The sequence below is a fragment of the Leptospira semungkisensis genome, from assembly GCF_004770055.1.
Lineage (GTDB): Bacteria > Spirochaetota > Leptospiria > Leptospirales > Leptospiraceae > Leptospira_B > Leptospira_B semungkisensis.
Map to the genome: position 1 here is coordinate 270244 of NZ_RQEP01000005.1, position 23521 is coordinate 293764.

Here is a 23521-nt window from a genome sequence, read left to right on the forward strand (position 1 = left end):
GAAACTTAATCCTCGTCAGCCTTATCGAATTTACTTTGGAACTTTAAGATTAGATCCGCGAGCTTGCCTCTTTGTTCTGGAGTTAAGATTGCGTGAAATTCGGTGGCTTTCTTAGTGAAGAATACTCTAAAAGCTGCCATTTTCTTCTCTTTTTCTTCTCCGAGTTTGTTCCATTTGTCGACGTTCAATTTATCTGCTCGGATTTCTTCTACGAATTCCTTAGGAACAAAATGTCCCCCGATCTTAAGCTCTTTGCGTTTAGCGAGAACTTCGTCTTTGATCTTTTCTAAAGACGCAGACTGAGCGTCAGTTAAATCCAATTCGGACTTAAGCTTTTTGACGATATAATTTGCCCTTTTTTCGTGGGACATCCATTTGTGATGACAACCTTGAGTAAGAAGGGTAGCCATTCCCAACGTTAACAAGATTGCGGCGATTTTCGAAACTTTGCGAAACATCTGTTTCTCCTCTTTACGCACCTGGGACCAGGGCCTAAAAAGTGGGTTCCCAAAAAAATTAGGGACTTAGGATCAAAATATCTTCTTCTTTGATTTCGTATTTAGAAGCCAAACGAGTGATCAGGGAGGCCAACATTTCGTTGGATCTCTTCATATAATAGAATTCCTCTCCTACTTCTATGAAGAATTTTCTGGGGTTCGGTAATTCTTTCAGGATAAATGAGATCTCTTGCGCAATCTTCTCCGCATTCTTCTGGAATGGGCAACCTATCAGTTTCACTCCAGGTCCATAGGAGTCTCTTTGAGTTCTCTCCAAGGAGAAGGGGAATTTCTTTTTATCTATAATCAGGCTTTCGGGAATTCTAAGCACAGATACTATTTTTTGAAGAAGTTTGTCCGGATCGAATGGCTTAAGAATATAGCCCACCAATTGCTTGCTATGAGCTGCGTTGACTACATCCTCTTTCTCATTACTTGCGGTAAGAAGAACTACAGGAGTATTCTTGTTCAGATCGGGGATCTTGTTTGCCAAACGGATCCCGGAAAGGACCGGCATCAAGTTATCCAGAATGATGAAATCGTATCTTTCTTTTCTTAATTTCAACTCTGCGGCCATTCCATCTACGACATGGTCCACTTCGAAATTAAAGCGTTCTAGAAAGTGAATGAGAAGTTCGGCAGAACTCTCGTTGTCCTCGGCGAATAAAACTTTAAAAGTAGAATGTGCCATAAATCAGAAATTCCCCTTAGATCCGATTAGCTGCCGTCAAAATCCCGAGCAGAATAAGTTGATTCTTTCGTAAATCCTCCCTCTGGGTACGACTTCGTCGACGATAAAATTTTGATGGAGAGTAAACTTATTAGAGGAATTCGCCCGGAAATGTCCCTAAATTATACCGGAAATTCCCGAAGGCATACGAATCCGAACTCTATTAGAGCCGTAAGTAGTAATATTCTGTTATATTATAGAAAGATGAAACAAAACTCCGGGGCTTACCCCGGAGTTTCTTCTGGTGGGAAAAAGATTATCTACCTGCTTCCCAATATCCTTCGGTGTACTGGTCGGTTAGGTTTGCCCAAACTTCCGAAACACCTTTGGTTGTTTTGGCCTCAGAGAGTTTTTTGTTCTCGTATGGAGTGACTGGAGCGGAGAAGGTCCAGCCTTTCGCAGCACATGCGCTCTTACCGTTTGCCCAGTTACCACTTGCATCGGTGATCGCCCAATTGTTGCTTCCGTCCTTACATGCATAACGATATCCGTTGGAGCAATTATTATCGTTCCAGCGTCCGCTTCCTACTACTTGGAGGCAGTCCTCATTGTTATTGTAATTGTTCGGCTCAGCAGAATCCCAAGACCAAAGTCCTTGTTTTGCGAAATCCGGGCTAAACTGATCTATACCGAATACGCTGATCCCGCAAGAAAGCATCTGAGCAATATTAGCGTTTGTGAATACTCCGGTATCTTTCGCTCCGTCGTATACTCCGAAATAATTCGTGCTATCGTTGTATACTCTGGTCATGGTAGAATCGTATACGCTTCTGGACCAGTTACAATCCGGATATCCTTTGAAATCGAGTGGATGAATGGTATTATTTCCAAAGAAGATCTGCTTATCATACTGATTCCAAACTCCGTCGTAACATCCATTGCTCATCATCAAGATCCTTCGATTAGAAGAAACCAGATCCTTTAACTTAGGCATATTGGCTGCATTGGGAATATCTCCGCAGGATCCGCTTGAATATCTATAAAGATAAGGATCTAGATAACCTCTTACGATCCCCAAGAATTCATCTGCTCTTCCGTCGATATAATCCTCGAAATAAAGCACCAATACTTCGTTCCTGTTTGCAGGCGCAGAAATCCAATCTCTGATCTCTTGCAGACCTTGAGAAGCAGGACGATCGAAAACGTTGCAACCTAATCCACTCGCTTGTCCATGACAAAGCAAGAAGTCGTATTTAAAGTTCGTACTGAGGTAGTAATGAATATCTAGCTCAATGAATCTAGCTCCCAATCTTAACTGATCCGTGATCGAATAGATCTGATTCGGAAAAGCGTAGGAGAAGAATGGACCAGCATACGCTTTACTGTTGTAAGAGTTATGAGTCCCGTAGAACAGAGCCTTATGCACCGGTAAGTTGGCTTCTATCTGTACTTGTCTTTGCACCGCTATAGATTTAGCTTCCGGAGTCGTCTCGAAGATATCGATCGGACTTGGAGTAACTGCACCTCTACTCGCGTAGAGATTTGTTCCTGCAAAGCCAATCAACAAGAAGGAGAGTATTGTTAATTTTCTCTTCATTTGCATTCACCTTTTTTTATTTAGCTGAGATGCATCTTAATTTCTAAGCCTTAACTTGTAACAAACTTATTCTTATAAGGCACTTATATAGTCGATTTTTTATTGAGAACACTCGTTATTTAAAATAAGACCAAAATTAGTAGGGAGACAAACAAACAGAGTTCGGTCATGATTTCATATACATTAAAAATACATAATATTTGAACACATTCTATTCATAGAAAAGAACTTGCCTTCGAAAGGAAATGAGTCACGATTCACTGTATGCCGGCAAAAAAGAAATCATCCATTCGTCCCAAAAAGGCCGCTCCCAAGAAGGTTTCCCTAAAGAAAGCTCCTTCTCCCAAAAAGAAAACGGAAATCAAGTACAGTGATAAGTCTTCTGGACAACCGGAGCTTTTGCCTATTTATGCGGAGCTAAAGAAACTTCTCCTTCCCTACCATAAAGGAAGTATACAGCTTAGAGGAGATTCAGGCGGGCAATTCAATCTGGTCAGCGAGAAAGAGATTACTGTACAAGGAAAAAAGAAACCGGAGGTATTCTTTGCGACTCTACTCGTTCAGAAAGGATATGTTGGCTTTTACTTTATGCCTGTATATTCCGATCCGGATGTGAAGAAACAGATCCCGAAAGAACTCTTAAGTTGCTTAAAGGGAAAGAGCTGTTTTCATATCAAGAAAAGCGATCCTCTGATCTATTCACAGATAAAGGAAGCACTTCAAATCGGTTACGACAAGTATAAGGCTAAGAATTGGGTGGACTAAGACACTTAAGGATCTTTATAAAGCTCTAAACAATTAGATACCCAGAATTGGCTCCTTTACAAGAACCAATTCTAAGATCCGAAAATCTCTAAGAAGTAATTTCTTAATTCTGCAGAAGGCATGATCTGATAATGAGAAAGTCCTTTTAAGAGCCTCACTCTTTTGTCCGGATTTTCCTTCTTTCTATAAACGGAATCGCTAAGAAGTGTAAGGCTAGGCTTTTCGACGATCCCATCACCGATCCAAGAAGACCAAGGATTTTCTTCTTCTGCCACGAAGCTATAGATCTGATAGGCGTCTATATCATCCAATTCTCCGAAGTACTGAGGCTTCCAATATCTAGAAAGATGTGAACCGCTCTTCCAATCCTGTTCTCGGATGATACCATGGGAAAGGTCCTTCATCGCATCGCTTCTTTGGTTTCCTATATAACCAACCAACTGCACCGGAAATACCGGCAAAGATTCGGCTCCAAGGCCTAACCAAAATCCGACCTTTTCTATATAAGAACCTCCGTCAGGAGAACTAATAAATAATACTTTTTTAATATAAGAAGAAAGAGGAAATGTTTGTTCCTTAGCTAGATTCAATGCGCTTCGGAAGATAAGCCCTCCTTGGCTATAACTCAATACATCGAATTTATACTTTTGGATTTCAGGATTTTCCAAGATCTCCCGCATGAGTTCAAGAAGACTGGAACCATTATCGGAAATATGAGCTCCTGGATTGAATCTGAGATAAAAAGGATAATACCCTTCTTTCAATACGATATCGGAAAAGGAAATCTCCGAATCCGTTTTCCAAAGTCCCTCGTCACAGAATAATCCGGGTATGCAGAGAATTGGTTTCTTAGATCCGGACTTCTTCCAATCTTCTAAGACTTCTTGCACTCTTACGTCTTTTCCTTCCAATCGAAAGGAAGGCTTGATCTCCGAAGTGGTAACCAATCCAGCAAAGGATTCACCTACAATACTAGAGACCGATATATTCTCGAATAACTTCTTCTTTACTACGGAGTCTGCATCGTTCAATGCCTGCAATGCAGTATGCATCGCTTCCGAAGTGGATTCGAATGCCTTTGAAAGACCTTCTTCCGTTTTATTCCCTGCTTCTTGCAAGGACTTGCCAGTATTGAGTAGGAACTCTTCTAACTTGGTTCCTTTTATCAGAGGTGTCTCCGAAATTTGAGAGAGGCTTTTTGCACTCCACTCAAAGGAGCCTACGAGCGCAGATTTTACTCCAGACAAGATCCCGAGAGATGAATCCTTAGCGAGGTTTACTGCAAATTTTCCCAACTTCATGCTGGGTTCTGTTGGTTTATAAGGCATAAAAACAGCCAAACAATACGGATTTTTATGAGAAGGTCAAGAGGGAAAGAGAAAGGACGAACAAAACTAGGCCCTCAGTCCAGAGCCTAGTTTCAAAAATTCTTATATTAACTAGCGAGTTGTGCGAAGTCGATGGCGTCCTCGTTAGAGAATTCGCCTTCGTCTTCCATGAAGCCCAGAAAAAGCGCCTGAGCTCTCATCTTTGCGATGCTCGCAGAAGGGTAATCTAATACGCAGAGAGCCTGCTTAGAGAGCAGATCCCTCTCTTCGCCCAGAGAAGGCAGAGCCTCACTGGATTTGCGCACTCCCACTGCTCCCCCGAAATCGAGGATCAGGCGGTGTGCCTTCTCTCCATGTTCGAGGACTAATTCAAAACCGACCACTTTTCCGATCCTAAGATCGAGATCAGCAAACGGTTTTTCGGAAACCAAGTTTCTGTATTCGGTAGATTCCATCATATCTATAACCTTCGAAGAGGTAATCATTTGACAAAAAAATTACACGGTTAGTTCCAAAAAGCCTTCTAGACTGCGGGTAGATCAAGGAAAAATCTTGTGTATTCGTTTAAAGCGCTTTCAAAAGAGAGAAATCCTCCATGCTCTTTTACTATCCCTAGACTGACAGAAAGTCCTAGTCCGGTTCCCTTTTCTGCTCCCTTTGTAGTAAAGAAGGTATTGAAGATGGATTTTCCCACTTCAGGAGGAATTCCGGACCCAAAATCTTCTATAGCGATACGGACCCAGCCCTTACCGGCGATTTCTTCGCGTTTGGCGCTGATCGAAATTCTTTTGTCCTCATTGAATGCCGGATAACGTTGATTCAACGCATCGATTGCATTATTCGTTAAGTTTAATAGAACTTGCAGTATCTGTCCTTCTTTGCATAGAACGAATGGAAGTGCAGGATCTATACTTAGATCCATTTGGATGAGGCTCATCTTTAATCTTTGTTCCGTGATCGCTCTGGTCTTTTTGATCAGATTGAAAACGCTAACAGGCTCATACACTCCCTTTTCTTGACGAGCAAACCGTAGAAGGTCCTTTACCATCTCGGAGATCCTTTCTCCTTCTTGCTTGATCTTAGAAGAGATCTTTTGGATTTTAGAAGCATCCAAATCGCCTTTAGAGATCATCTGAGCATAATCTATGATCGCCATAATAGGATTATTGATCTCGTGGGCCATGGCTCCTGCTAAGAATCCCATTGCTTCGACCTTCTGGCTTTGACGAAGTTGCTCTTCTATCTCGTATTTTTCTGCTTCCGCTCTTCTGAGTGCGTTATGCTCCTCCATCTCCTTGATTGCTCTTTTGAGAGCGGGAACAAGTTTTACAAGACGATCCTTTAAGACGTAGTCGGTCGCGCCTCTAGTTAGAGTCTGGATAGCAGCATCTTCTCCGTATGTTCCGGAAACGAAGATGAATGGAGTCGTAGGACATTTTTCTTTAGCGAGAGAAAGAGCCGATAGCCCGTCAAAATTGGGAAGAGAAAAATCCGAAAAGATAAAATCAGGTTTCTCTTCGACAATCGCTTTTACATATTCTTCTTTGTCCTGCGCGTGCAGAGGAATGTATTCCACTCCTCCTTTCTTGAGTTCTCTTTGGATCAACTCCAAATCGGTAGGAGAATCTTCCAAAAAAAGGAATTTAAGTGCTCTCATATCAATGAACCGATTTATTTAATATACACCAATATTGTCCAATTTCAGATACCGTTACGATGAGCTTTTCGAATTCCACAGGCTTGATAATATAACTATTCACGCCTAACTTATAACTTTCCACTATGTCTTTCTCTTCGGCCGAAGAAGTAAGCATAACCACAGGGATCGTTCTCAAATGATCATGTGATTTAATTTCTTTTAATACTTCCAAGCCATCCACTTTGGGCATTTTCAAATCAAGAAGCACGAAAAGAGGTCGTCCTGTATTTTCCCGATCTTTGTATCTTCCTCGAGAAAATAAAAATTCTAACGCTTCTTCTCCGTCTTTTACATGAAAAACTTGATTCACTAGATTATTTTTTCTAAAGCCACGAAGCGTAAGCTCCGCGTCATTCGGATTGTCCTCCGCATAAAGGATATCGTAATTTCCCGACTGATTCATCATCTATTCCTTATTAGGTATTGTAAAATAGAAGGTAGCACCTTCTCCTATCTTGCCTTCTGCCCTCACTTCCCCTCCATGACGTTTTACGATCCTGTCAACAATTGCAAGACCGATTCCGGTTCCATGAAACTCTTCATTGGAATGTAATCTCTGAAAAACCTTGAAAAGCTTGTGAGTATACTGATTATTGAAGCCGACTCCATTATCTTTTACAAAAAAAGTTTTATCACTTTCTCCGCTCAGATATCCGATCTCAACGATCGGATTTTCAGATTTGGAAGAATATTTGAAAGCGTTCGAAATAAGATTCAACCAAACCTGTTTCAACATCGACCCGTCTCCTCGGATGATAGGTAGATCCGAGATACGAGTGTTTACTTTTTCATATTGATATTCCTGATTTATGATCTCGATCGCATCCAATACCATGTGTTTCATGTCGACTCGATCCGATTTAGGTTCCACTTTAGAAACTCGATAAAATGCGAGAAGGTCATCTATCAATTGGCCCATGAATTTAGAATTAGAAGCGATTATATTAAGAAGACGAACTGCTTCCGGATCCATTTTAGATGAAAAATCCTCCAACATGATCCTAGCAAATCCGTCCACTCCTCGAATAGGAGCACGCAAGTCGTGAGAAACGGAATAACTGAAAGCTTCCAATTCGCGATTTGCATATTCTAATTTTTTAACATTCTCTTCCAACTCTCTGTTTAGCTGATTGATTTGGGATTCTTTGCGATTTCTTTCCGTTACATCCAACCATTCGACTACGCTTCCGAGTCTTTCTCCCTTCTCGTTGATTACTGGGTCAGCGCTTAAATTAAATTCCCTTCCTCCAATAGAGATCGAGCTCTTGTAAGTTGAATTGAAGGTAGAGAGGACCCCCCTCTGTTTTTCCGGATGAGAATGATATCCGTCTATACAAGATCCAAGGATTGCTTCGGGAGAAAAACTAGGATACTCGCTGCGAATATTCTCTTTAGCGGTTTGGAACATATTGATCACCGATTTGTTCGTATATACCACATTCAAATCGTTGTCAGCTATCATGATATTACTGGAAACGCAATCCAAAGCAGTCTTGATCATGAGCATCTCTCTCATGTAAGCTTCTTTCTCGTTCGAGATCTGTTCTTCTAATGTAATGTCCGAAAGAAGGAATACTTTTCCTAGATTCTTGCCCTCTGCGTCGTTCAATGCGGTCCCATTGGCAAGTATGATCTGCTCTTCAGGAGTTCCCTCTTTTAGGATTACCTTTCCTTGTTTTGCTTCTAGATTATCCAAGAGTGTTAAAAGATCTGCGGAAGTAGCGAGGAGCCTTTCGGATTTATCGTTTAAAAGTATCCTGGAACCGGACCTGTCCAAAACAACGACCCCGTCTGCCATATTCTCCATGATCAATCCCAAAAGAGTGTTTTTCTCAAAGAAATCCCTTTCAGTCCTGACCCTCAGTCCATATTCATTGTTTAGGAATCTATAAAGTACAATCAAAACGAGTATGTTAAACAGAAAGGACATTGCTAAGATCCATTCTGCGACTAACATCTTGACTTTCGAATCGGAAGAGCGAACCACTAAAAGCTCGTTCTCTCTTTGCTTCAATTCTTCTGCGAGTCGCTTGATATCTTCTGCGATAGGAACGATTAACGCTTTGATCCTCACCACATCACCCTGCTGAAGCATGATCTCATGGATCAAACGATCTCTTTTCAAAAAAGATTCGTTTATTTTATCTAGGGTAAGCTGCTGTTCCGGATTATCGCGGGTTTGTTCTTTTAGCTCATTCCAAGCATCAATTGCGACTAACTTTGAATTTTCGTAATTCTGAACGTGAATTTTTTGGCGAGTGGATAAGTAAGAGAGAAGACTGATTTCAGATTCTCGAATAGCTGCGGAAAGTCTCTCTAATTTGGACAAAATTCCGAAAGTATGGGATTCCCAATCCTTGGATTCGGCTAGATTTCTGCTGCTAACCCAAGAGGAAAGTCCTATGATCAAAGCGAGAACGCCCGCTCCGATAAATCCTATTCGTAACTTTGCATTGTAAGATAGCATGAAAGTAAAATGGTCCGCTCACGATCTTCAAATTCATGAAACGGCCACCTAAAAAAGCCCCGCGCATTTTACTTTTTTTGACTTCGATTTGCAAGATATTTACACAGTTTGGACAAAATTAATTTCCAAGAGTTTAATGAGACTTAATCCTTTTGCATTAAGTCTCATTAACGAAAAAGAGATATTCGAAATTTCGGAGCTTAAAACTCCACAGTATCTAACATTTTTCTAATTTTTGTTACTTGAGCGTTATCCGGTTCCAATCGATGCGCCTCTAAGATCAAATCCTTAGCTCTTTCAAAACTTTTCAAAGAAATAGAAACAGATGACAGATTGATCAAGTTCCTCACGTTAGTTGGCTCTCTCAAAAGTAGTCTTTCGCCGAAATCCTGTGCCTTATGGAACTGTCTCGCTCTTCTAGCTGCGTAAGAAGCTATAAACAAAACTTCTCTGTCCACCGGTCGGATATTCAAGTATTCCTCGGCGTACTGAGCTACTTTAGGATAATTCTTCAATCGAATATGGAATTTCAATATTCCTTTCTTCACTTCGGGAAGTCGACTGTCGAGCTGATCCGCTTCCTCCAAAAGAGTTAAAGCTTCCGTAATATTCTTTTCCTTGGCTTTTTCTTTGGCACTTCTCATCAACTGGCGGATCTTTTCTTTTTCACGGATTTTTTCCGTAGTTCCTTCTTCTTTGAAGGAAATTCGGACTAAGGATAAATCGTCCGTCAAGGCTCCTGTTCTCTTGATAGCCCCGTAGATCTTAGATAGATCAGCCCTTCCTTCTTCTATCAATCTTAAGAAGAGATGCTCGTCATTGTTGATGATTCGTCCTCCCTCCTCGTCCGTTCCGAGTAAGAGGTCGTCCCTTCCGTCCGAGCCTGCAATGATCACATCCCCAGTTTGCAGCTGGAATGTTTTCACAGAGATCTTTCCTTCCATACCTGTTGTTCCGAGTTTACGGAACATTAGATCGTTTTCTATGAAACTCGCTTTTCCATCTCGATACAATGCAGTCCAAGGATGTTCTGCGTTTATATAATATAAGCTTCCGGATTCTTCGTCCACGAGTCCGATCACAGAAGATACTAACATCGAGCCTTCAAAACTTTCGAATACCTTATGGAGTTCTATGAACGCATTCTTTAACCATCTCTCCGGAGATTGTTCTTTCATGGATTCGACAATGCGAGTTCTTGCGATAATAGATTCGCATACAGCACCGAGAACCAACGCTCCTCCTGCACCCTGCATGGATTTTCCCATGGCATCTGCATTTAAGAAAACAGTATACTGTCTTCCTCGCAATCGGATCTGGTTCGCGATATTCATATCACCACCGATCTCGTCATTGAATCTGCGGAAGCTAAACTTCTTCTTTTGTTCTACTAAGAAATCGACTTTTACATTCTCGGAGACTGCTTTGTTTGCTCCTAAAGGTTTGATAAGAAGGGAAGTAAGAAAATAATCTCCGTCTTGCTGCTGCTTGAGTTCGTTGACTTCTGCAAGAGTGGCCTGAAGCTCTTTGGTTCTTTCTTCTACTTTTTCTTCCAACTCATCTGCGTATTTTTGCAATCTCTTGCGAGCCGCTTGGATGCTTCTCGCCATTTTGTTGAATGATCTCGCGATAAATCCTATCTCGTCTTCTACCCTTGGTACCAATCTATATTCGAAATTTCCGGAATTCACTTCGGTCAATCCCACTACAACTTCGTCCATAGGCTTAACGATCGCATTTTGGAAGAAGAACCTAAATCCGAATACGATCACCATAAATGTTCCAACCATCGAAAGAACAAGGATCAAAGACGGTTCGTGCTGAAAGAGCCTATAGTCCCTATAATCGAATCCTACTTCGTAAATCTTGCCTTGGGGGTCCGGAACAAAATAATAAGAGAGATATTCCTTCGGCTTGGGATCTCCGGGAGAATACAATCTGGTTCCACGATAAATCCTAGCTCCGAGCGAATGGATCGGCGAAAGAGGAATCAGAACCGTCTTTAGAATCTCTGCTGGAGGCTTTGAGGATTCTACCGCTTGCATAGCCTTCTCCCGAACAAAGGAGAGTGTCTCAGAAAGTCCTGGTTCTTCCGAACTTAATAGACTCTGAATGGATTTCGAATTAGAAGGATTCGGGAGGCGGGAATATTTATTTCGAATTATATTCAGTTTTCCGAATATATTTTTAAAGTAGGCTTCCATATCTGGATCGCTTACTCTCTCTTTCTTTTTGCTCTTTAAGAATCCCCTCACTCCGTTCGCATACGCCGAAAACTCGGGCGGGCTTTCTTCTAAGATGGATTCGGATCTCTTAAGCCTCTGGTCCGCAGATAAAGTTCCCAAATTGCTCAGAAGAAGTTTCTCTCTTAAAAAACGAACCTCTAGTTCGTCCTCTTTCTTGGAGCGGGCATCCTTATTCCCTTTTGTCAAATGAAACTCATTTTCTTCGGGATCATAAGACATTATATACGCAAGACCGGGTAAATCTTTTCCTTCTGTAACCGAAATCTGGCTGTCCCTTCTCTTCATCTCATCGTAGGAATTTTCATAACCGTTTAAGATAGAATAGCCTACGAGTTGGTAACATACGAAGAAGGTTGCGAGAGAGACTCCGACAATCCTGCTTAAGATTGTAGTTCTTTCTTTCGTAGCGTTTACATATACGATCATGATCAGGAATAAACCGGTAACCATTCCCAAGTTAAAAGATTGCTGATAAGTAGCTCGGGCAACCGTTCCGTTCCTGCTAAGTGCGTTCAGGATCCCAGGAACAACGGTAATCACTGCGTAGCTCATAAGAATATAAATTACAGAACGTCTTTCTTTTCCGGTTTCAATGATCGCTTTCCAGATCGCAATCACCATATAACATACTTCGTAGAATAGAATAATGTATATAAAGTATCCGTAAAATCGATTTGCCTCGTAATCCCAGTAATGACTTCCAGGAACAAAGGAGCGCGGAGCATTCCAACATTCTATCGCATAAAAGATCGCAACAAAAAGCACGCCTGCATACAGAAGCCAATAGAAGATCAAACCAGGAATGATTCCCTTCTTTCTAGGCTCAGGAAAATAGATAAAGAATCCTACAAGCTGAGTAAAACTCATTAAAGGTGCAGTAGTCGTAATGAATCTGTGATATATCGTGTTCTCTTCGAAAGAAATGAATCCCCAAGTATAACCTATATTATGAAATACAGTGGTAAGAGCACAGACTCCCAAGTGAAAGGCTGCCTTACTTCTATCCTTGATCGTTAAAAAGAAGAAGGCAATATAGGAGAAGAACAGGGCGATCAATATCGAACCGAAAGAGTAGAAGTTTAAGAAAATCGGATCCATGCCAAGCGTTCCCGGAATTACGATCTCGGAAGCATAGAGGAAATATCTGGCTTGGAGCAAGCGGAATTTATTTCCAAAAAAAGTTCCTTGGGTAAGAAGAGAGTTAATCTTACGATTTTCATCTAAAAACGATCCGACTATGCTTAAAGCGTGTTCTAAAGAAGAATCTACTTGACCAAGGAGTTAACTGGCAGATCTTTATTGGAAAATATTAGACCTTCATTCTTCCTCATTCATGCAAGCCTTTCCAGACAAGAAACTACCTCTTTCCATTCTATTTATTCCCGTTTTCTCCATGCTGGGTTACTTAGCGGCTAATTCTGCATTCTTCACTCAGCCTTACCAAGAGATCGGAGATTATGCCGCCAACGCATTGCAGATCCTAAAGGCGGGAGAGTTCCAAGAGACCTTAGGCGCTTATTCTCGTTTCATAGTAAATCATCCTGGGCCGATCGTCTTTTATTATCTTTCATGGATGGAGAAGATCTTCTTCTTCGTAAAGTCTCCTCATGGAGCTCATTCCATTGCGATCGTTCTTTATAATCTAGCTCTTCTGATCATAAGCCTTAAGATCTTATACAGTAGAACAGAAGACAATCGTTCCTCCGTTTTTCTACTTATCTCTCTTTTGATCGGATTGAATCCACTTCTGCCTGGGATCTTCTCTAATATCTGGGGTCCAGGAGTGATCATCCTTCCTACTTTACTATTCTTGATTGCTCTTGCCGATTTTACGGGCGGATCGATTCGAAATTTTTTCTGGCTCACTGTTGCTGCAAACCTGATCGTGCAAAATCAAATCGTAGGGATCTCATTCGTATTTCCTCTATTAGCAATTAGTATATTCTATTTTTATAAAAGCTATGGATTTGCGGAATACAAGAGTAGAGAATTTCTGATCATCGTCTTAAGCTCCATCGTATTCACAATCTTATGCTGGCTCCCTCCTCTATTGGAAGAATTCTCTCATTCTCCCGGAAACATTACGAAAGTTTTAACTTTGGCTCTAAAGAATTCCACCTTCCATAAGATTGGGCCCACCTTATCTTACGTTCTTTCTTATTACACTGCTTCCTTTGCGTTCCTAAAAGAAATTCCTGCTCTTTTAGTTGTAGGCTTATTGTTCGGCATCCCTCAATTCGCAAAAAATGGACTTCAGGATTTCGATAAGAGATTGTTGACCGTTCTATTTTGGGCCTTCGGTCTTACCCTTCTTGGCGGATTCAAAATGAAGGGAGGACAGATCTCGCATATATACTGGTTTACGTATATAATTGCTTCTCTTCTCATTTATTTAAATATAAAGGTTTTCTTATCTAAGATAGAATTCCCGGATGATAGATCCTTTTACTGGTATTTCGCAATTCTATCCTTTCTCTGCTTCGCTCTTTATGGAAAGAATTCTGAATTCAAATACGACGATCGAGTAGACAAGTTAGTAGAAGCGATCTCTCCTCAAAAGGAAAATACATACAGGATCCTTTGGAAATCCAACGAGAAGGATTTCAAACAAGGCGATATCGGCGTTGGTATCGTTCTTAAACTTGCAAGAGGAGGATACAAGGCTTGCCTAAATGAAGAATGGCATTTTCTTGTAAGAGACTCTTTCAGATGTTCCGATGCAGAGCCTGCAATTACACTTACATTAGAAACTCCTGATATTGAAAGTGAAACCTTTCAAACGATCAGTAAGGATTCCTTTGTTTATCGATCAACATCCCTCAGGATGGCTAAATGAAAGAATATAATGAGCCTGTTAAAGCCATTCCTTATTCTTTGAATTTTGTTGACCCACTCCCTCATTCCATAAAATTGTCGATGAGTCGGGTTTTAAACGATGCTTTTTAACGCTTTCGTATTTCTCTTATTTTTTATAGTCGTTTATGCTGTTTTCTTAGCATTCGCATTCAAAGCAAAAAATCATCCTTGGGCATTGAGAGGCCAGAATCTTTGGTTACTCGCTGCCTCTTACTTCTTTTACGGCTGGTGGGATTGGATCTTTCTAACCCTAATCGTAGTGAGCACGTTAGTCGATTATTTCGCTGCTATAGGAATCGGAAGAAGCCAAACTAAACGAAGCAGATTGATATTCCTTTGGTTCTCAATCCTCTCGAACCTAGGCATCCTATTTACTATGAAATATTTCAATTTCTTTGCGGGAAGTTTTCTTTCTCAATGGAATTCGATTGCTGTTCAATTAGGAGGAGCTCCTCTCGGAGAAAGTGGAAGCTTTCTATTAAAATCCATTATTCTACCTGTCGGGATCAGTTTTTATACCTTCCAAACCATGTCATACACCATTGACGTGTACAAAGGAGATCTTAAGCCCGAAAAGGATTTCTTTGACTTCGCATTATTCGTAACGTATTTTCCACAATTAGTTGCGGGCCCGATCGAAAGAGCAGGCGACCTTCTTCCTCAATTAAAAAAACCTAAATTTCCGGATGCAAACGGGGTAATGGAAGGTCTTTGGGATATTCTTTTAGGCTACTTCCTGAAAGTATACATTGCAGATAATCTTGGACCGATCGTTGACCAAGTCTTCTTCACCAATAAGGAAACATATCTAGCGCATCTGGATTACGCCACTCGAATGGGAGGCGGCCAAGTTTTAGCTGCTACGTTAGGCTTCATTATTCAAGTATATTGCGATTTCGCAGGTTATTCTTTCATCGCTGTCGGGATCTCGAGACTGATGGGTGTGAACCTAACGATAAACTTCGATACTCCAGAATACTCTGCTAATCCTGTTGAACTTTGGACGAGATGGCATGTCACTTTGAACCGTTGGTTCAGAAGCTATGTTTATTTTCCTTTAGGCGGAAGTAAGGTAGGCAAACTCGCTCAAATCAGAAACGTATTACTCGTTTTCGGTCTATCCGGGCTTTGGCACGGGGCCAACTGGACCTTTGTCACTTGGGGACTCTTAAACGGATTTTATACAGTAATTTATTTGTTAATCGTTTGGTATGCATCCGATCATTTAAGCTCTCTATCCAATACAAAATGGAAATCCATCGCATTTGCAATAGGCAGCAGGGTTCTTACATTCTTCCTATTCGGTTTGAGTGCTGTGGCCTTTAGAGCATACGATGTATCGCATATGCTCCTTCTTTATTCTCAGATCTTTTCTTTCTGGGATATTTCAGGTCCGGTCAATGGAATGCTTTCTTTCGGACATTACTTTTGGGAAATATTTAAGGTCGTCCTTCCTCTCTTGATCATAGATTTCTTTATCTATACCCGAAACGATCGGTATTTCATCTTTAAGACAAATAAATGGCTGCAATCCTTAGCCTTTATCTTTCTTTTCGGCATGGTCATTCTGAAAGGGATCTTCGGTAAAGAGGTGATTTACTTTGCTTTCTAAGTTTTATGGGATCCTCATAGCAATTTCCTTTTTTATAATATTAGAAATTGTTATTCGAGTTTTTCCCGCCTATTATATGGAAGAACCGGAACCGTTCTTCGTAAATTATAAGAGAGAAACCCTTGAATCCGGAAAGGGAACCGCGGATGTCATAATCTTAGGTGATTCCAGAAGCATGAGCTTAGAGGGACTTGTAAAAGGAGAAGGCCACGAATTTTCAGTCTACAATCATAGTCTTCCTGGAATGGGTCCAAGATACTATCGTTACTTTCTACAAAAATATCTATACTACGGAAATCAGAAGCCTAAATTACTTTTGTTCGCGGGAAGCCAGCCATTATACTCAGAAGGCTATGGATTTCCACTCTATGATCCTGCCGGTGGAAGAGCGCAAAAGAACGAAACATTCCTGCAGTATTCAATCAGACGTTGGCATGAAGGACTTACAAACGGGTTCTTTAAGGTGGACGAAGGAGAGAATAAGGCAGATGCGACTACGGGTGATACTTTTCTTTGGGAATTTTTCGGCCAAAGATATCTGCATCAATTTTCCTTTTTTGAATTATACAATCAGTTCGATGGGATCGAAAACATATTCATTGTTTCTAAAGCAGCCCCACTTCTTTACGAAACTTATAAATACCGCCGAGCAGTAAAGAATGCGATGACGTCCTCCAATTGGAAGTCCGCCGGCAACGAGACCGAATGGGTCGCTCAATGTTCTTCATGCGATGCGGTGGATGCAGGGCTCTGCGCTCCTTCTTCTTCTCAATTAGAAGATAATCTTAGGATCAAAGCTTGGTTAGATACTTATCATGGTAAGTATAATATTTCCAACCGAATGAATCCGTTGATGGCTTTTCAAGGAAAGGAATACGTTAAATTAAAAACCCAAGAAGCCGGACGTTCAGTAGATAACTTTCAAACGGATTTTACTCCTTTGATCGATCTGATCGAATATTGCGAACAAAACGGGATCAAATTCGGATTCCTTTATATGCCTGGAATTTCGGAGATCGAAAGCAAACCATTTGCTCGAAAAGTCAGAACGGAATTGCTCGATGTCTTAAAGACAAAACCTGAAGTGGGCTTTTTTGATTTTCCCAGCTACAAATACTCTAAAGAGCTATTTGTAGATCTAATTCATCTAGATTGCAGAGGCGAGGCAAAGCTGAATCAAGAGTTTAAAGATATTGTTCTCCCTCAAGTGGATCGTTTCCTGAACGAAAAAATACAAAGATAAGTTCTTCGATCTTTGAATAAGATCTAACGCTAAGGATGAGTAAATGAAAGAGTATTTTCTAGGAATATTCCGAGCCGACGATAAGGAAATAGCGCCTTTTAATGGGCTCAGGACCTTATGCTTCTTCATGTTGATTTACGGACATATGTATCGGTCGATGAAAACTTTGATACCCGACATGAACCCGTACATGCAAAACTTCCTAAACAACGGCTCGATATGTTTAGATATGTTTTTCAGCTTAAGCGGCTTCTTAATCGCGACTCCCTTATTTGCAGAGATCGACAAAAAGGGAACGATTAACTGGAAATTCTTCTATATTAAGAGATTCTTAAGAATATTTCCTCCGTACTATTTCTTTATCATATTACAGTATTTTATCTTTATCCCTAGCCTGATCAAGAATTCTCCTCCCGAACTGGCAGAGCAATTCAGAGCAGCATCTCACAGAATCTGGTATGATATATTATACGTTTCTGATTATGCAAAAGGAACTATTTTCCACGGATGGTCCCTCTCTCTCGAGGAACAATTTTATATCATATATCCGATCTTTCTGTTAACCGTATTCCGTAAGATCCCCGAGAGATTCAGATTGGGATCCTTAGTGGCAATCACCTTATTGCCTCTGATTTACAGAACGATTTTTGCTTATACTGTCCTTTTCAAGACTACCGGTGTAGAAACTGTAACTCTGTATAATAATAATTTTTATTATCCATTTCATGGTCATATCGATTCGATTTTGTATGGGATCGTCTTCGCTTATATATTCAGCTTTCGCAAACATTGGTTAGAATGGTTCTTTAATTCCGGAAGATTAGGGACAGTTATCCATGCCCTTACTTTAATCACCATATTCATCTATACGATTTTTGCGGATGAATTCAAAGCGGGCATCCATCAAATCATTCGATTCCCTAGCTTTGCATTGCTTTGGATCTTAGTCTTCATATTCGCCATGCGAAAGGACGACCCGATCGGAAAATTTCTCTCTTGGAGGATATTCTTTCCATTCGCAAAACTATCGTACTGCGCTTATTTGATCCATGTAGTGGCGATGGTCCCTATTTCCAGAAAGCTTTTGTTCATGGATAAAAAATTAGAACAACATGAATTCATACTATACGCAGTGCCTGTCGGACTCTTCGTATTCTTCTGCGCTTATTTTTACTATCTGTTAACAGAAAGGCCTTTTACTATCATCAAGGACAAGATGATCTCTAGATACAAAGCAAAAGTAACCTCTCAAGTATTCAGAGAAGAATTGAACAAAGCCACTTCCTAAATTCAGGAAGTGAACGGTTAGCGGAATATATTAGAGGGACATAAATCCTTTTTTTCCGAATTTGTTCCCGAAAAATACTCTTAGAGTGGTTTTTCGGGAAATTTATCGGAAAGATCTCACCATATCTTCCGAAAAAGCCGTTTTTTGCTTGCTATTAAAAAATCGAATATGCAAACAAGGTTCGTTACCCACATGGAAATAACGGTTCAAGGCGATATTCATATCATCAAAATTTCGGGGTCCATCCTCCAATCCGATAGCGAAGAATTGGATCGCAACTTAAGCGATCATAATTTCGAACCTTCCCCTAAGATCATTATCGATCTTACCGAGGTGAGCCATATCTGCTCAACTGCCTTGGGTATCCTTGTTTCTTATAAGAAGAAGTTTAACTCCGCAGAGGGAGATATTATCATCGTAGTCAACGACGATGATCTTCTCCAACTTTTCGAGATCACGATGTTGGATAAAGTATTCAAAGTACTTCCTACCATCGAAGATGCTTTCGACGAGTTCAAACTGGGAAATTGAAATCCCTAGTTATTGCCTCTAACAATTCCCATAAAGTTCGCGAAATCCGAGCCATCCTGGATCCTTTGGGGTTTTCCTTATCCACTCCAAAGGAACTAGGGATAGATTTCGGGCCAGAAGAAACCGGAACCACCTTCCAAGCAAACGCTCTCTTAAAAGCCAGAGACTTATATTCTATCTCCAAGCTACCTTCTCTTGCGGATGATTCCGGAATTTGCGTAGATGCCTTGGGCGGAGAGCCAGGTGTTTATTCGGCAAGATTCGGAGGAGAAGGTTTAGACGACGAGGGAAGAGCCCGCCTTCTTCTTAACAAAATGCAAGGAAAGAAGGATAGAAACGCAAAGTATGTTTGCGTGATCGCCTTAGTCACTCCCGAAGGAGAATATACTTTCGAAGGAGAGTGTCACGGCCTCATCTCCGAAGAATACGAAACTAGCGGGAATGGATTCGGATACGATCCCATCTTTTATTACCCGCCATTCTCCGCTCATTTCTCTCAAGTCTCTGATGAAAGAAAGAACTCAGTGTCTCACAGAAAGCACGCGTTAGACGGCTTAGTAAAACACTTAAAACAGTATTCTTAATTCGCCTCGGTTAGAACAGGACCGCCGGCAAGTCGTTTGTAGAATTCTTGTCCTTCTCTCTCTAAGAATTCTTCGTAAGTTCCTTTGAAATCACGAATTCCTTCCGTGGTAACTTCTAAGATCCGAGTAGCGATCGAACTTATGAACTCGCGGTCATGAGAAACAAATAATATAGTTCCTTCAAATTTGGTGAGAGCGTAGTTTAAAGACTCGATTGATTCCAAATCCAAGTGGTTGGTTGGTTCATCCAATGCCAAAAGATTGTCCTGAGTAAGGATCATCTTTCCGAGTATAATTCGGGACTTCTCTCCTCCCGAAAGCACCTGAGTAGGTTTCTTCGCCATATCTCCACTGAATAACATACGGCCTAAGATCGCACGGATCTCTTCCATCTCTGTACCGGCAGGCGCGAACCTATATAACCATTCTATAATGGAATCTGCATCCTCACCGATCCCTTCTCTGTGATCCTGAGGAAAAACGCAACTCTCTACCGAGTCTCCGAAAGCAACAGCTCCTCCGTCCGGATCGATCTGTTTCATTAAGGTTTTTAAGAGAGTAGTTTTTCCCACACCGTTAGTACCGATGATCCCGATCTTCTCTCCTTTGGTGATATTGATCGTGAAATCCTTAAAGATCGATCTATCGTCATAAGACTTAGAGATATTGTCCGCGATGATCACATCCTTTCCTAAAGGACGTTTCATCTTGAAAATGATATAAGGAAACTGGCGAGAAGAAGGCCTGATCTCGGTCATATTGTCTTTGATCTTCTCGATCATTTTTTGACGGGAAGTTGCCTGCTTGGATTTTGCAGCGTTGGCACTGAACCTGCTGACGAACTCCTGAAGTTCTGCGATCTTCTCTTTTGATCTCTTATTATCAGCCTGCGCTCTTTCTCTAGCGGCTTGAGAAGCTTCCATGTACTCGTCGTAGTTTCCAGGATAAACAGACATGGACTGATAATCCAAGTCGCAGATATGGGTCGCGATCGAGTTGATAAAGTGACGGTCGTGGGAGATTACAATGACAACGCCTTTATAATTTAAAAGAAAGGATTCTAACCAATGGATAGTCTTGATATCCAAGTGGTTGGTAGGCTCATCTAAAAGAAGAACATCCGGTTTTTGGAATAGAACTTGAGCAAGTAAAACTCGTAGTTTAAAACCACCGGTTAAGAAAGAAAGAGTTTGGCTGTGGATATTTGTAGGAATCCCAAGACCTTCTAACAATTCGCCTGCGGTACTCTCCGCTTCGTAACCGCCCATTTCTCCGAATGCTTCTTCTAACTCGGAGACTCGGATCCCGTCCTCGTCGGACATCTCAGGTTTGGAATAGATCTCATCTCTTTCTTTGGCGATCTCCCAAAGTTCCTTGTTCCCCATCATCACTGTATTGATTACAGTTTCGTTCTCGTATTCGTAGTGGTCCTGTTTTAAGTAACCCACTTTGACCCCGACGTCGATAGCAACAGAACCCGCAGCGGCTTGTTCCATGCTGGCAAGGATTTTCATAAAGGTAGATTTACCGGAACCGTTAGCTCCGATCAGACCGTAGCGGCAATTCTCTTTGAACTTGACCGTAACGTTTTCGAAGAGAATTTTCTTGCCGAAATTCAGGGAGAGACCCGAAACGCTAATCATACAACCTGCCTAAACACCTAAAATAAGAAGGGATTTTCCTAAAGAAGAGGGGATAAGACCAAATTCCTCAAACTACTCGGATTTGCCAAGCAAAACTAAGAGCAATGAACTCGGGCAGAAGGGACGAGATCATCGTCCCAAGCTGTATTGAGGTCGTAATCAAACGACTATATAAAGAAAGAAATTTAGAAGAGAAAAAGAGTATATAAAGATTTCTTGAAATTCCTCAAGAGATCATTCACTCATTTTTCTCAATTCTTCTATACCAGGCAGATTGGATAGATCCGGAACGATTACGATCTCGATCCTTCGGTTCGCCGCCTTATTTTCCGGAGTAGTATTCGGAACGGAAGGTTTCGAAGCTCCCATAGAAGCTGCGCTGATCCTTTCCTCAGGCATTCCAGATTTTACCATGGTATGAAGAACGGTCAATGCACGAGCGGAAGCAAGCTCCCAATTCGAATATCCTTTCACACCAGTAGGAACATCATCCGTATGACCTTCTACCTGAAATCTTCTGCCAGGAAGAGAAGCCAGGATTCCTGTGACTTCCTTGATTGCGTCTATTCCTTTCGGAGATAGATTCGCTAAGCCGGGAGGAAATAAAATATCAGAAGAAAGAACCACAACCATTCTTCCATCGACGATCTTGATCTTCAGCTTTCCTGAATCGATCATGCTCTTGAAACTGGAGAGAAGATTTCTGTATTCTTCTACCCTTCTGTTTGTTTCTTCTTGGATGCGTTTCATATCGTCCACGGATCTCATCAAAGCGAGTTTATCTTTTTCCATGGCAGCCATGTCTTTGGCCTTACGATCGTATTCGGCCTGTAAGGCGTCATAGCTGGACTTAGTAACGCAATTTGATAAAAGGATCAAAGCGAAACTGGACAGAAGAAGAGGACGGATTCGAGATTTCATCGTTTCCTCCGGAAGGCTTTTTCTTAAAACTGAGATAAGCACAATATAACTATCGATTTTTTTCCGTTTTTCCTAAGATATTCTTACGAATTTCGAATTTAATTCGGAAAAAATCTGGCAGGAATGCCCGACTAGAGTTAGTCTGTTAGTTAAATATGTGCCCTGATCTGTTAGAACTTTTAAGAGTGAGATTCTTTCCCTATTTTTTAATATTCTCGCTCTTCCTGTATCTTCCTCTAAACGCACAGACAACTCCCGCTGGAACTCCAGTAGGACCGAAAGAGTCTGTCTCAGGAGGAGCTCCCCCATTAAAGAAATTGGTGGAAGAAGTTCGAGTCTCTTTGAAAGACAGAGGCTATGCCTTCGACAGAAAATCACAATTCACAGGATCAGTGTTCAAGGGCAACACAGTCTTATTCAAATTACAATTCCCCGAAGGAAGAGATAGAAAGATCGTCCGCAAATTAGGAGTGGGACTCGCTCACGAGATCCCGGACCAATCCGTAATGATACAGATCTTTCTATCCGACAACGAAGACAGAAAACTTTCTCCTCTGTTCACAGGATATGTCGAACCAACCTTTATCTATGAGTGGGAAGCGCGCTTCGGAGAGAATCATTTCTTAGTAGAGATCCGATTGGATGAATCGGAGACTAACGTAGCTCACTTCGAACTTTTATTCGGAAGCCAGATCTATACTCCTGCAGCCGCCTTCGGTAGAGAAGAGAAGGATCAAAACCTGAATCAACCAGCTTCATCCGGCAAAAAGCATCCTGGATCGGAAGGAAGGATCCCCGGCACGAGCGAACTGAACAACTACTTCGAAGTCTTTAAAAAGGAATTTTGATTTTTCTCAATTCGTCCCAGCTGCTTGGGAAAAGAATGTACGACTCTGACTGTTCCACTCGTCCCTAAGGATACGTTAATGAATTGCGAAATTCAGGCGTTAGTTATAACTTCGCATAGAGGTCGGATCGTTGAAAAAGAAGGACGGTAGCCCAATCTACCCCACAAACGGAGTCTTTAGGAATTCTAGAGAAAGAATTTTAGAAGGGGCAGCCATCGCTTTCGCGAGAAAGGGATTTCACGGCACCTCTCTCCGCGAGATCAGCCGTGAATGCGGTCTCGAACAGCCCAGTATTTACCATCACTTTCATTCCAAAGAGAATCTTTTCCGAAAAGCCCTGGTCGCCACCCACCTCATGATCTTGAACGATATCCGAAGCAGAATCATCAGAGACCAAGGACTTAGAGAAGAAGTTGTCTCCGTATTTAAAGCGATTTCGGACATCGCGAGACAGTTTCCAGACAGAGCTAAACTTCCGTTCAGCTTAGTTTATTCCGCCCCTGAAAACCTAGTCCAAGAATATACCAATCATTATGGCGCACAGTACAGAAAACTGTTAGAAGCTGCCGTTGAGAGAAACCGCCCTACCAAGAACGCGGAACTCAAGCTCTCCCTTCTCGTGGATTTATTGCACAGTTTGATCCTTTCCATATCTTCCGTTCGATTTTTCGAAGATCGGGTCCGAGGCTTAGAAGAAAGGATCGATCATATTCTTCTCACTTAGCC

At 41.4% G+C, this 23521-nt stretch carries 20 protein-coding genes; 9 read left to right on the top strand and 11 right to left on the bottom strand.

Features of this window, described 5'->3' with window-relative positions; all coding sequences use genetic code 11:
* Positions 1–5 precede the first annotated feature (5 nt).
* From EHO59_RS01445 to EHO59_RS01455, 3 genes are all read right to left on the bottom strand, one after another.
* Positions 6–458, bottom strand: a complete 453-nt coding sequence (locus EHO59_RS01445) for a Spy/CpxP family protein refolding chaperone (protein ID WP_167882046.1) — start codon at positions 456–458, stop codon at positions 6–8.
* A gap of 58 nt (positions 459–516) precedes the next feature.
* The gene (locus EHO59_RS01450) at positions 517–1188 is read right to left on the bottom strand and encodes a response regulator (protein ID WP_135584051.1); all 672 of its coding nucleotides are present in this window, start codon (positions 1186–1188) and stop codon (positions 517–519) included.
* Positions 1189–1483: 295 nt separating this feature from the next.
* Positions 1484–2764 carry a phosphoinositide-specific phospholipase C-related protein gene (locus EHO59_RS01455; protein ID WP_210413014.1) on the bottom strand — a complete coding sequence of 427 codons (1281 nt, stop codon included), beginning with the start codon at positions 2762–2764 and terminating at the stop codon, positions 1484–1486.
* Positions 2765–3028: 264 nt separating this feature from the next.
* Here EHO59_RS01455 and EHO59_RS01460 point away from each other — a divergent pair, with 264 nt between their 5' ends.
* The gene (locus EHO59_RS01460; protein ID WP_167882047.1) at positions 3029–3529 is read left to right on the top strand and encodes a DUF1801 domain-containing protein; all 501 of its coding nucleotides are present in this window, start codon (positions 3029–3031) and stop codon (positions 3527–3529) included.
* Positions 3530–3600: 71 nt separating this feature from the next.
* On the opposite strand, the gene EHO59_RS01465 is transcribed toward EHO59_RS01460, so the two are convergent.
* The 6 genes from EHO59_RS01465 to EHO59_RS01490 form a co-directional block, all read right to left on the bottom strand.
* A complete protein-coding gene (locus tag EHO59_RS01465; RefSeq protein WP_167882048.1) occupies positions 3601–4857 on the bottom strand; it encodes an esterase/lipase family protein in 1257 nt (418 codons plus the stop codon).
* Positions 4858–4964: 107 nt separating this feature from the next.
* The gene (locus EHO59_RS01470; protein WP_135584055.1) at positions 4965–5315 is read right to left on the bottom strand and encodes a CsaA family protein; all 351 of its coding nucleotides are present in this window, start codon (positions 5313–5315) and stop codon (positions 4965–4967) included.
* Positions 5316–5380: 65 nt separating this feature from the next.
* Positions 5381–6514 carry a hybrid histidine kinase/response regulator LvrB gene (gene lvrB / locus EHO59_RS01475; protein ID WP_135584057.1) on the bottom strand — a complete coding sequence of 378 codons (1134 nt, stop codon included), beginning with the start codon at positions 6512–6514 and terminating at the stop codon, positions 5381–5383.
* Between the two features lies 1 nt (position 6515).
* The gene (locus tag EHO59_RS01480; RefSeq protein ID WP_135586400.1) at positions 6516–6959 is read right to left on the bottom strand and encodes a response regulator; all 444 of its coding nucleotides are present in this window, start codon (positions 6957–6959) and stop codon (positions 6516–6518) included.
* A gap of 3 nt (positions 6960–6962) precedes the next feature.
* Positions 6963–9023, bottom strand: a complete 2061-nt coding sequence (locus EHO59_RS01485) for a sensor histidine kinase (protein ID WP_135584059.1) — start codon at positions 9021–9023, stop codon at positions 6963–6965.
* Positions 9024–9223: 200 nt separating this feature from the next.
* Positions 9224–12367, bottom strand: a complete 3144-nt coding sequence (locus tag EHO59_RS01490) for a SpoIIE family protein phosphatase (RefSeq protein ID WP_135586402.1) — start codon at positions 12365–12367, stop codon at positions 9224–9226.
* 235 nt (positions 12368–12602) lie between these two features.
* On the opposite strand from EHO59_RS01490, the gene EHO59_RS01495 reads away from it, so the two are divergent.
* The 6 genes from EHO59_RS01495 (at position 12603) to rdgB (ending at position 19383) form a co-directional block, all read left to right on the top strand.
* Positions 12603–14105 carry a hypothetical protein gene (locus EHO59_RS01495; RefSeq protein ID WP_135584061.1) on the top strand — a complete coding sequence of 501 codons (1503 nt, stop codon included), beginning with the start codon at positions 12603–12605 and terminating at the stop codon, positions 14103–14105.
* A 99-nt stretch (positions 14106–14204) separates the two neighbouring features.
* Positions 14205–15737, top strand: coding sequence for an MBOAT family O-acyltransferase (locus tag EHO59_RS01500; protein WP_135584063.1), 1533 nt, complete (start codon positions 14205–14207; stop codon positions 15735–15737).
* Positions 15727–16980, top strand: a complete 1254-nt coding sequence (locus tag EHO59_RS01505; RefSeq protein WP_135584065.1) for a DUF1574 domain-containing protein — start codon at positions 15727–15729, stop codon at positions 16978–16980. The genes EHO59_RS01500 and EHO59_RS01505 overlap by 11 nt, the downstream gene beginning before the upstream one ends.
* A 157-nt stretch (positions 16981–17137) precedes the next feature.
* Positions 17138–18268, top strand: coding sequence for an acyltransferase family protein (locus EHO59_RS01510; protein WP_246052587.1), 1131 nt, complete (start codon positions 17138–17140; stop codon positions 18266–18268).
* Positions 18269–18460: 192 nt separating this feature from the next.
* Positions 18461–18799 (top strand): STAS domain-containing protein, encoded by a 339-nt coding sequence (locus tag EHO59_RS01515; protein WP_010514772.1) that lies wholly within the window; start codon positions 18461–18463, stop codon positions 18797–18799.
* A complete protein-coding gene (gene rdgB / locus EHO59_RS01520; protein ID WP_135584069.1) occupies positions 18796–19383 on the top strand; it encodes an RdgB/HAM1 family non-canonical purine NTP pyrophosphatase in 588 nt (195 codons plus the stop codon). Before EHO59_RS01515 ends, rdgB begins: the two co-directional genes overlap by 4 nt.
* On the opposite strand, the gene EHO59_RS01525 is transcribed toward rdgB, so the two are convergent.
* Entirely contained in the window at positions 19380–21026 is a 1647-nt protein-coding gene (locus tag EHO59_RS01525) for an ATP-binding cassette domain-containing protein (protein WP_135584071.1), read from the bottom strand. The genes rdgB and EHO59_RS01525 overlap by 4 nt on opposite strands.
* A 234-nt stretch (positions 21027–21260) precedes the next feature.
* On the bottom strand, positions 21261–21947 hold the full coding sequence (locus EHO59_RS01530; RefSeq protein ID WP_135584072.1) for an OmpA/MotB family protein: 687 nt from the start codon (positions 21945–21947) through the stop codon (positions 21261–21263).
* A 185-nt stretch (positions 21948–22132) separates the two neighbouring features.
* On the opposite strand from EHO59_RS01530, the gene EHO59_RS01535 reads away from it, so the two are divergent.
* Positions 22133–22795, top strand: coding sequence for a hypothetical protein (locus EHO59_RS01535; RefSeq protein WP_246052590.1), 663 nt, complete (start codon positions 22133–22135; stop codon positions 22793–22795).
* A 130-nt stretch (positions 22796–22925) separates the two neighbouring features.
* Positions 22926–23519 (top strand): TetR/AcrR family transcriptional regulator, encoded by a 594-nt coding sequence (locus EHO59_RS01540; protein ID WP_135584076.1) that lies wholly within the window; start codon positions 22926–22928, stop codon positions 23517–23519.
* Positions 23520–23521 lie beyond the last annotated feature (2 nt).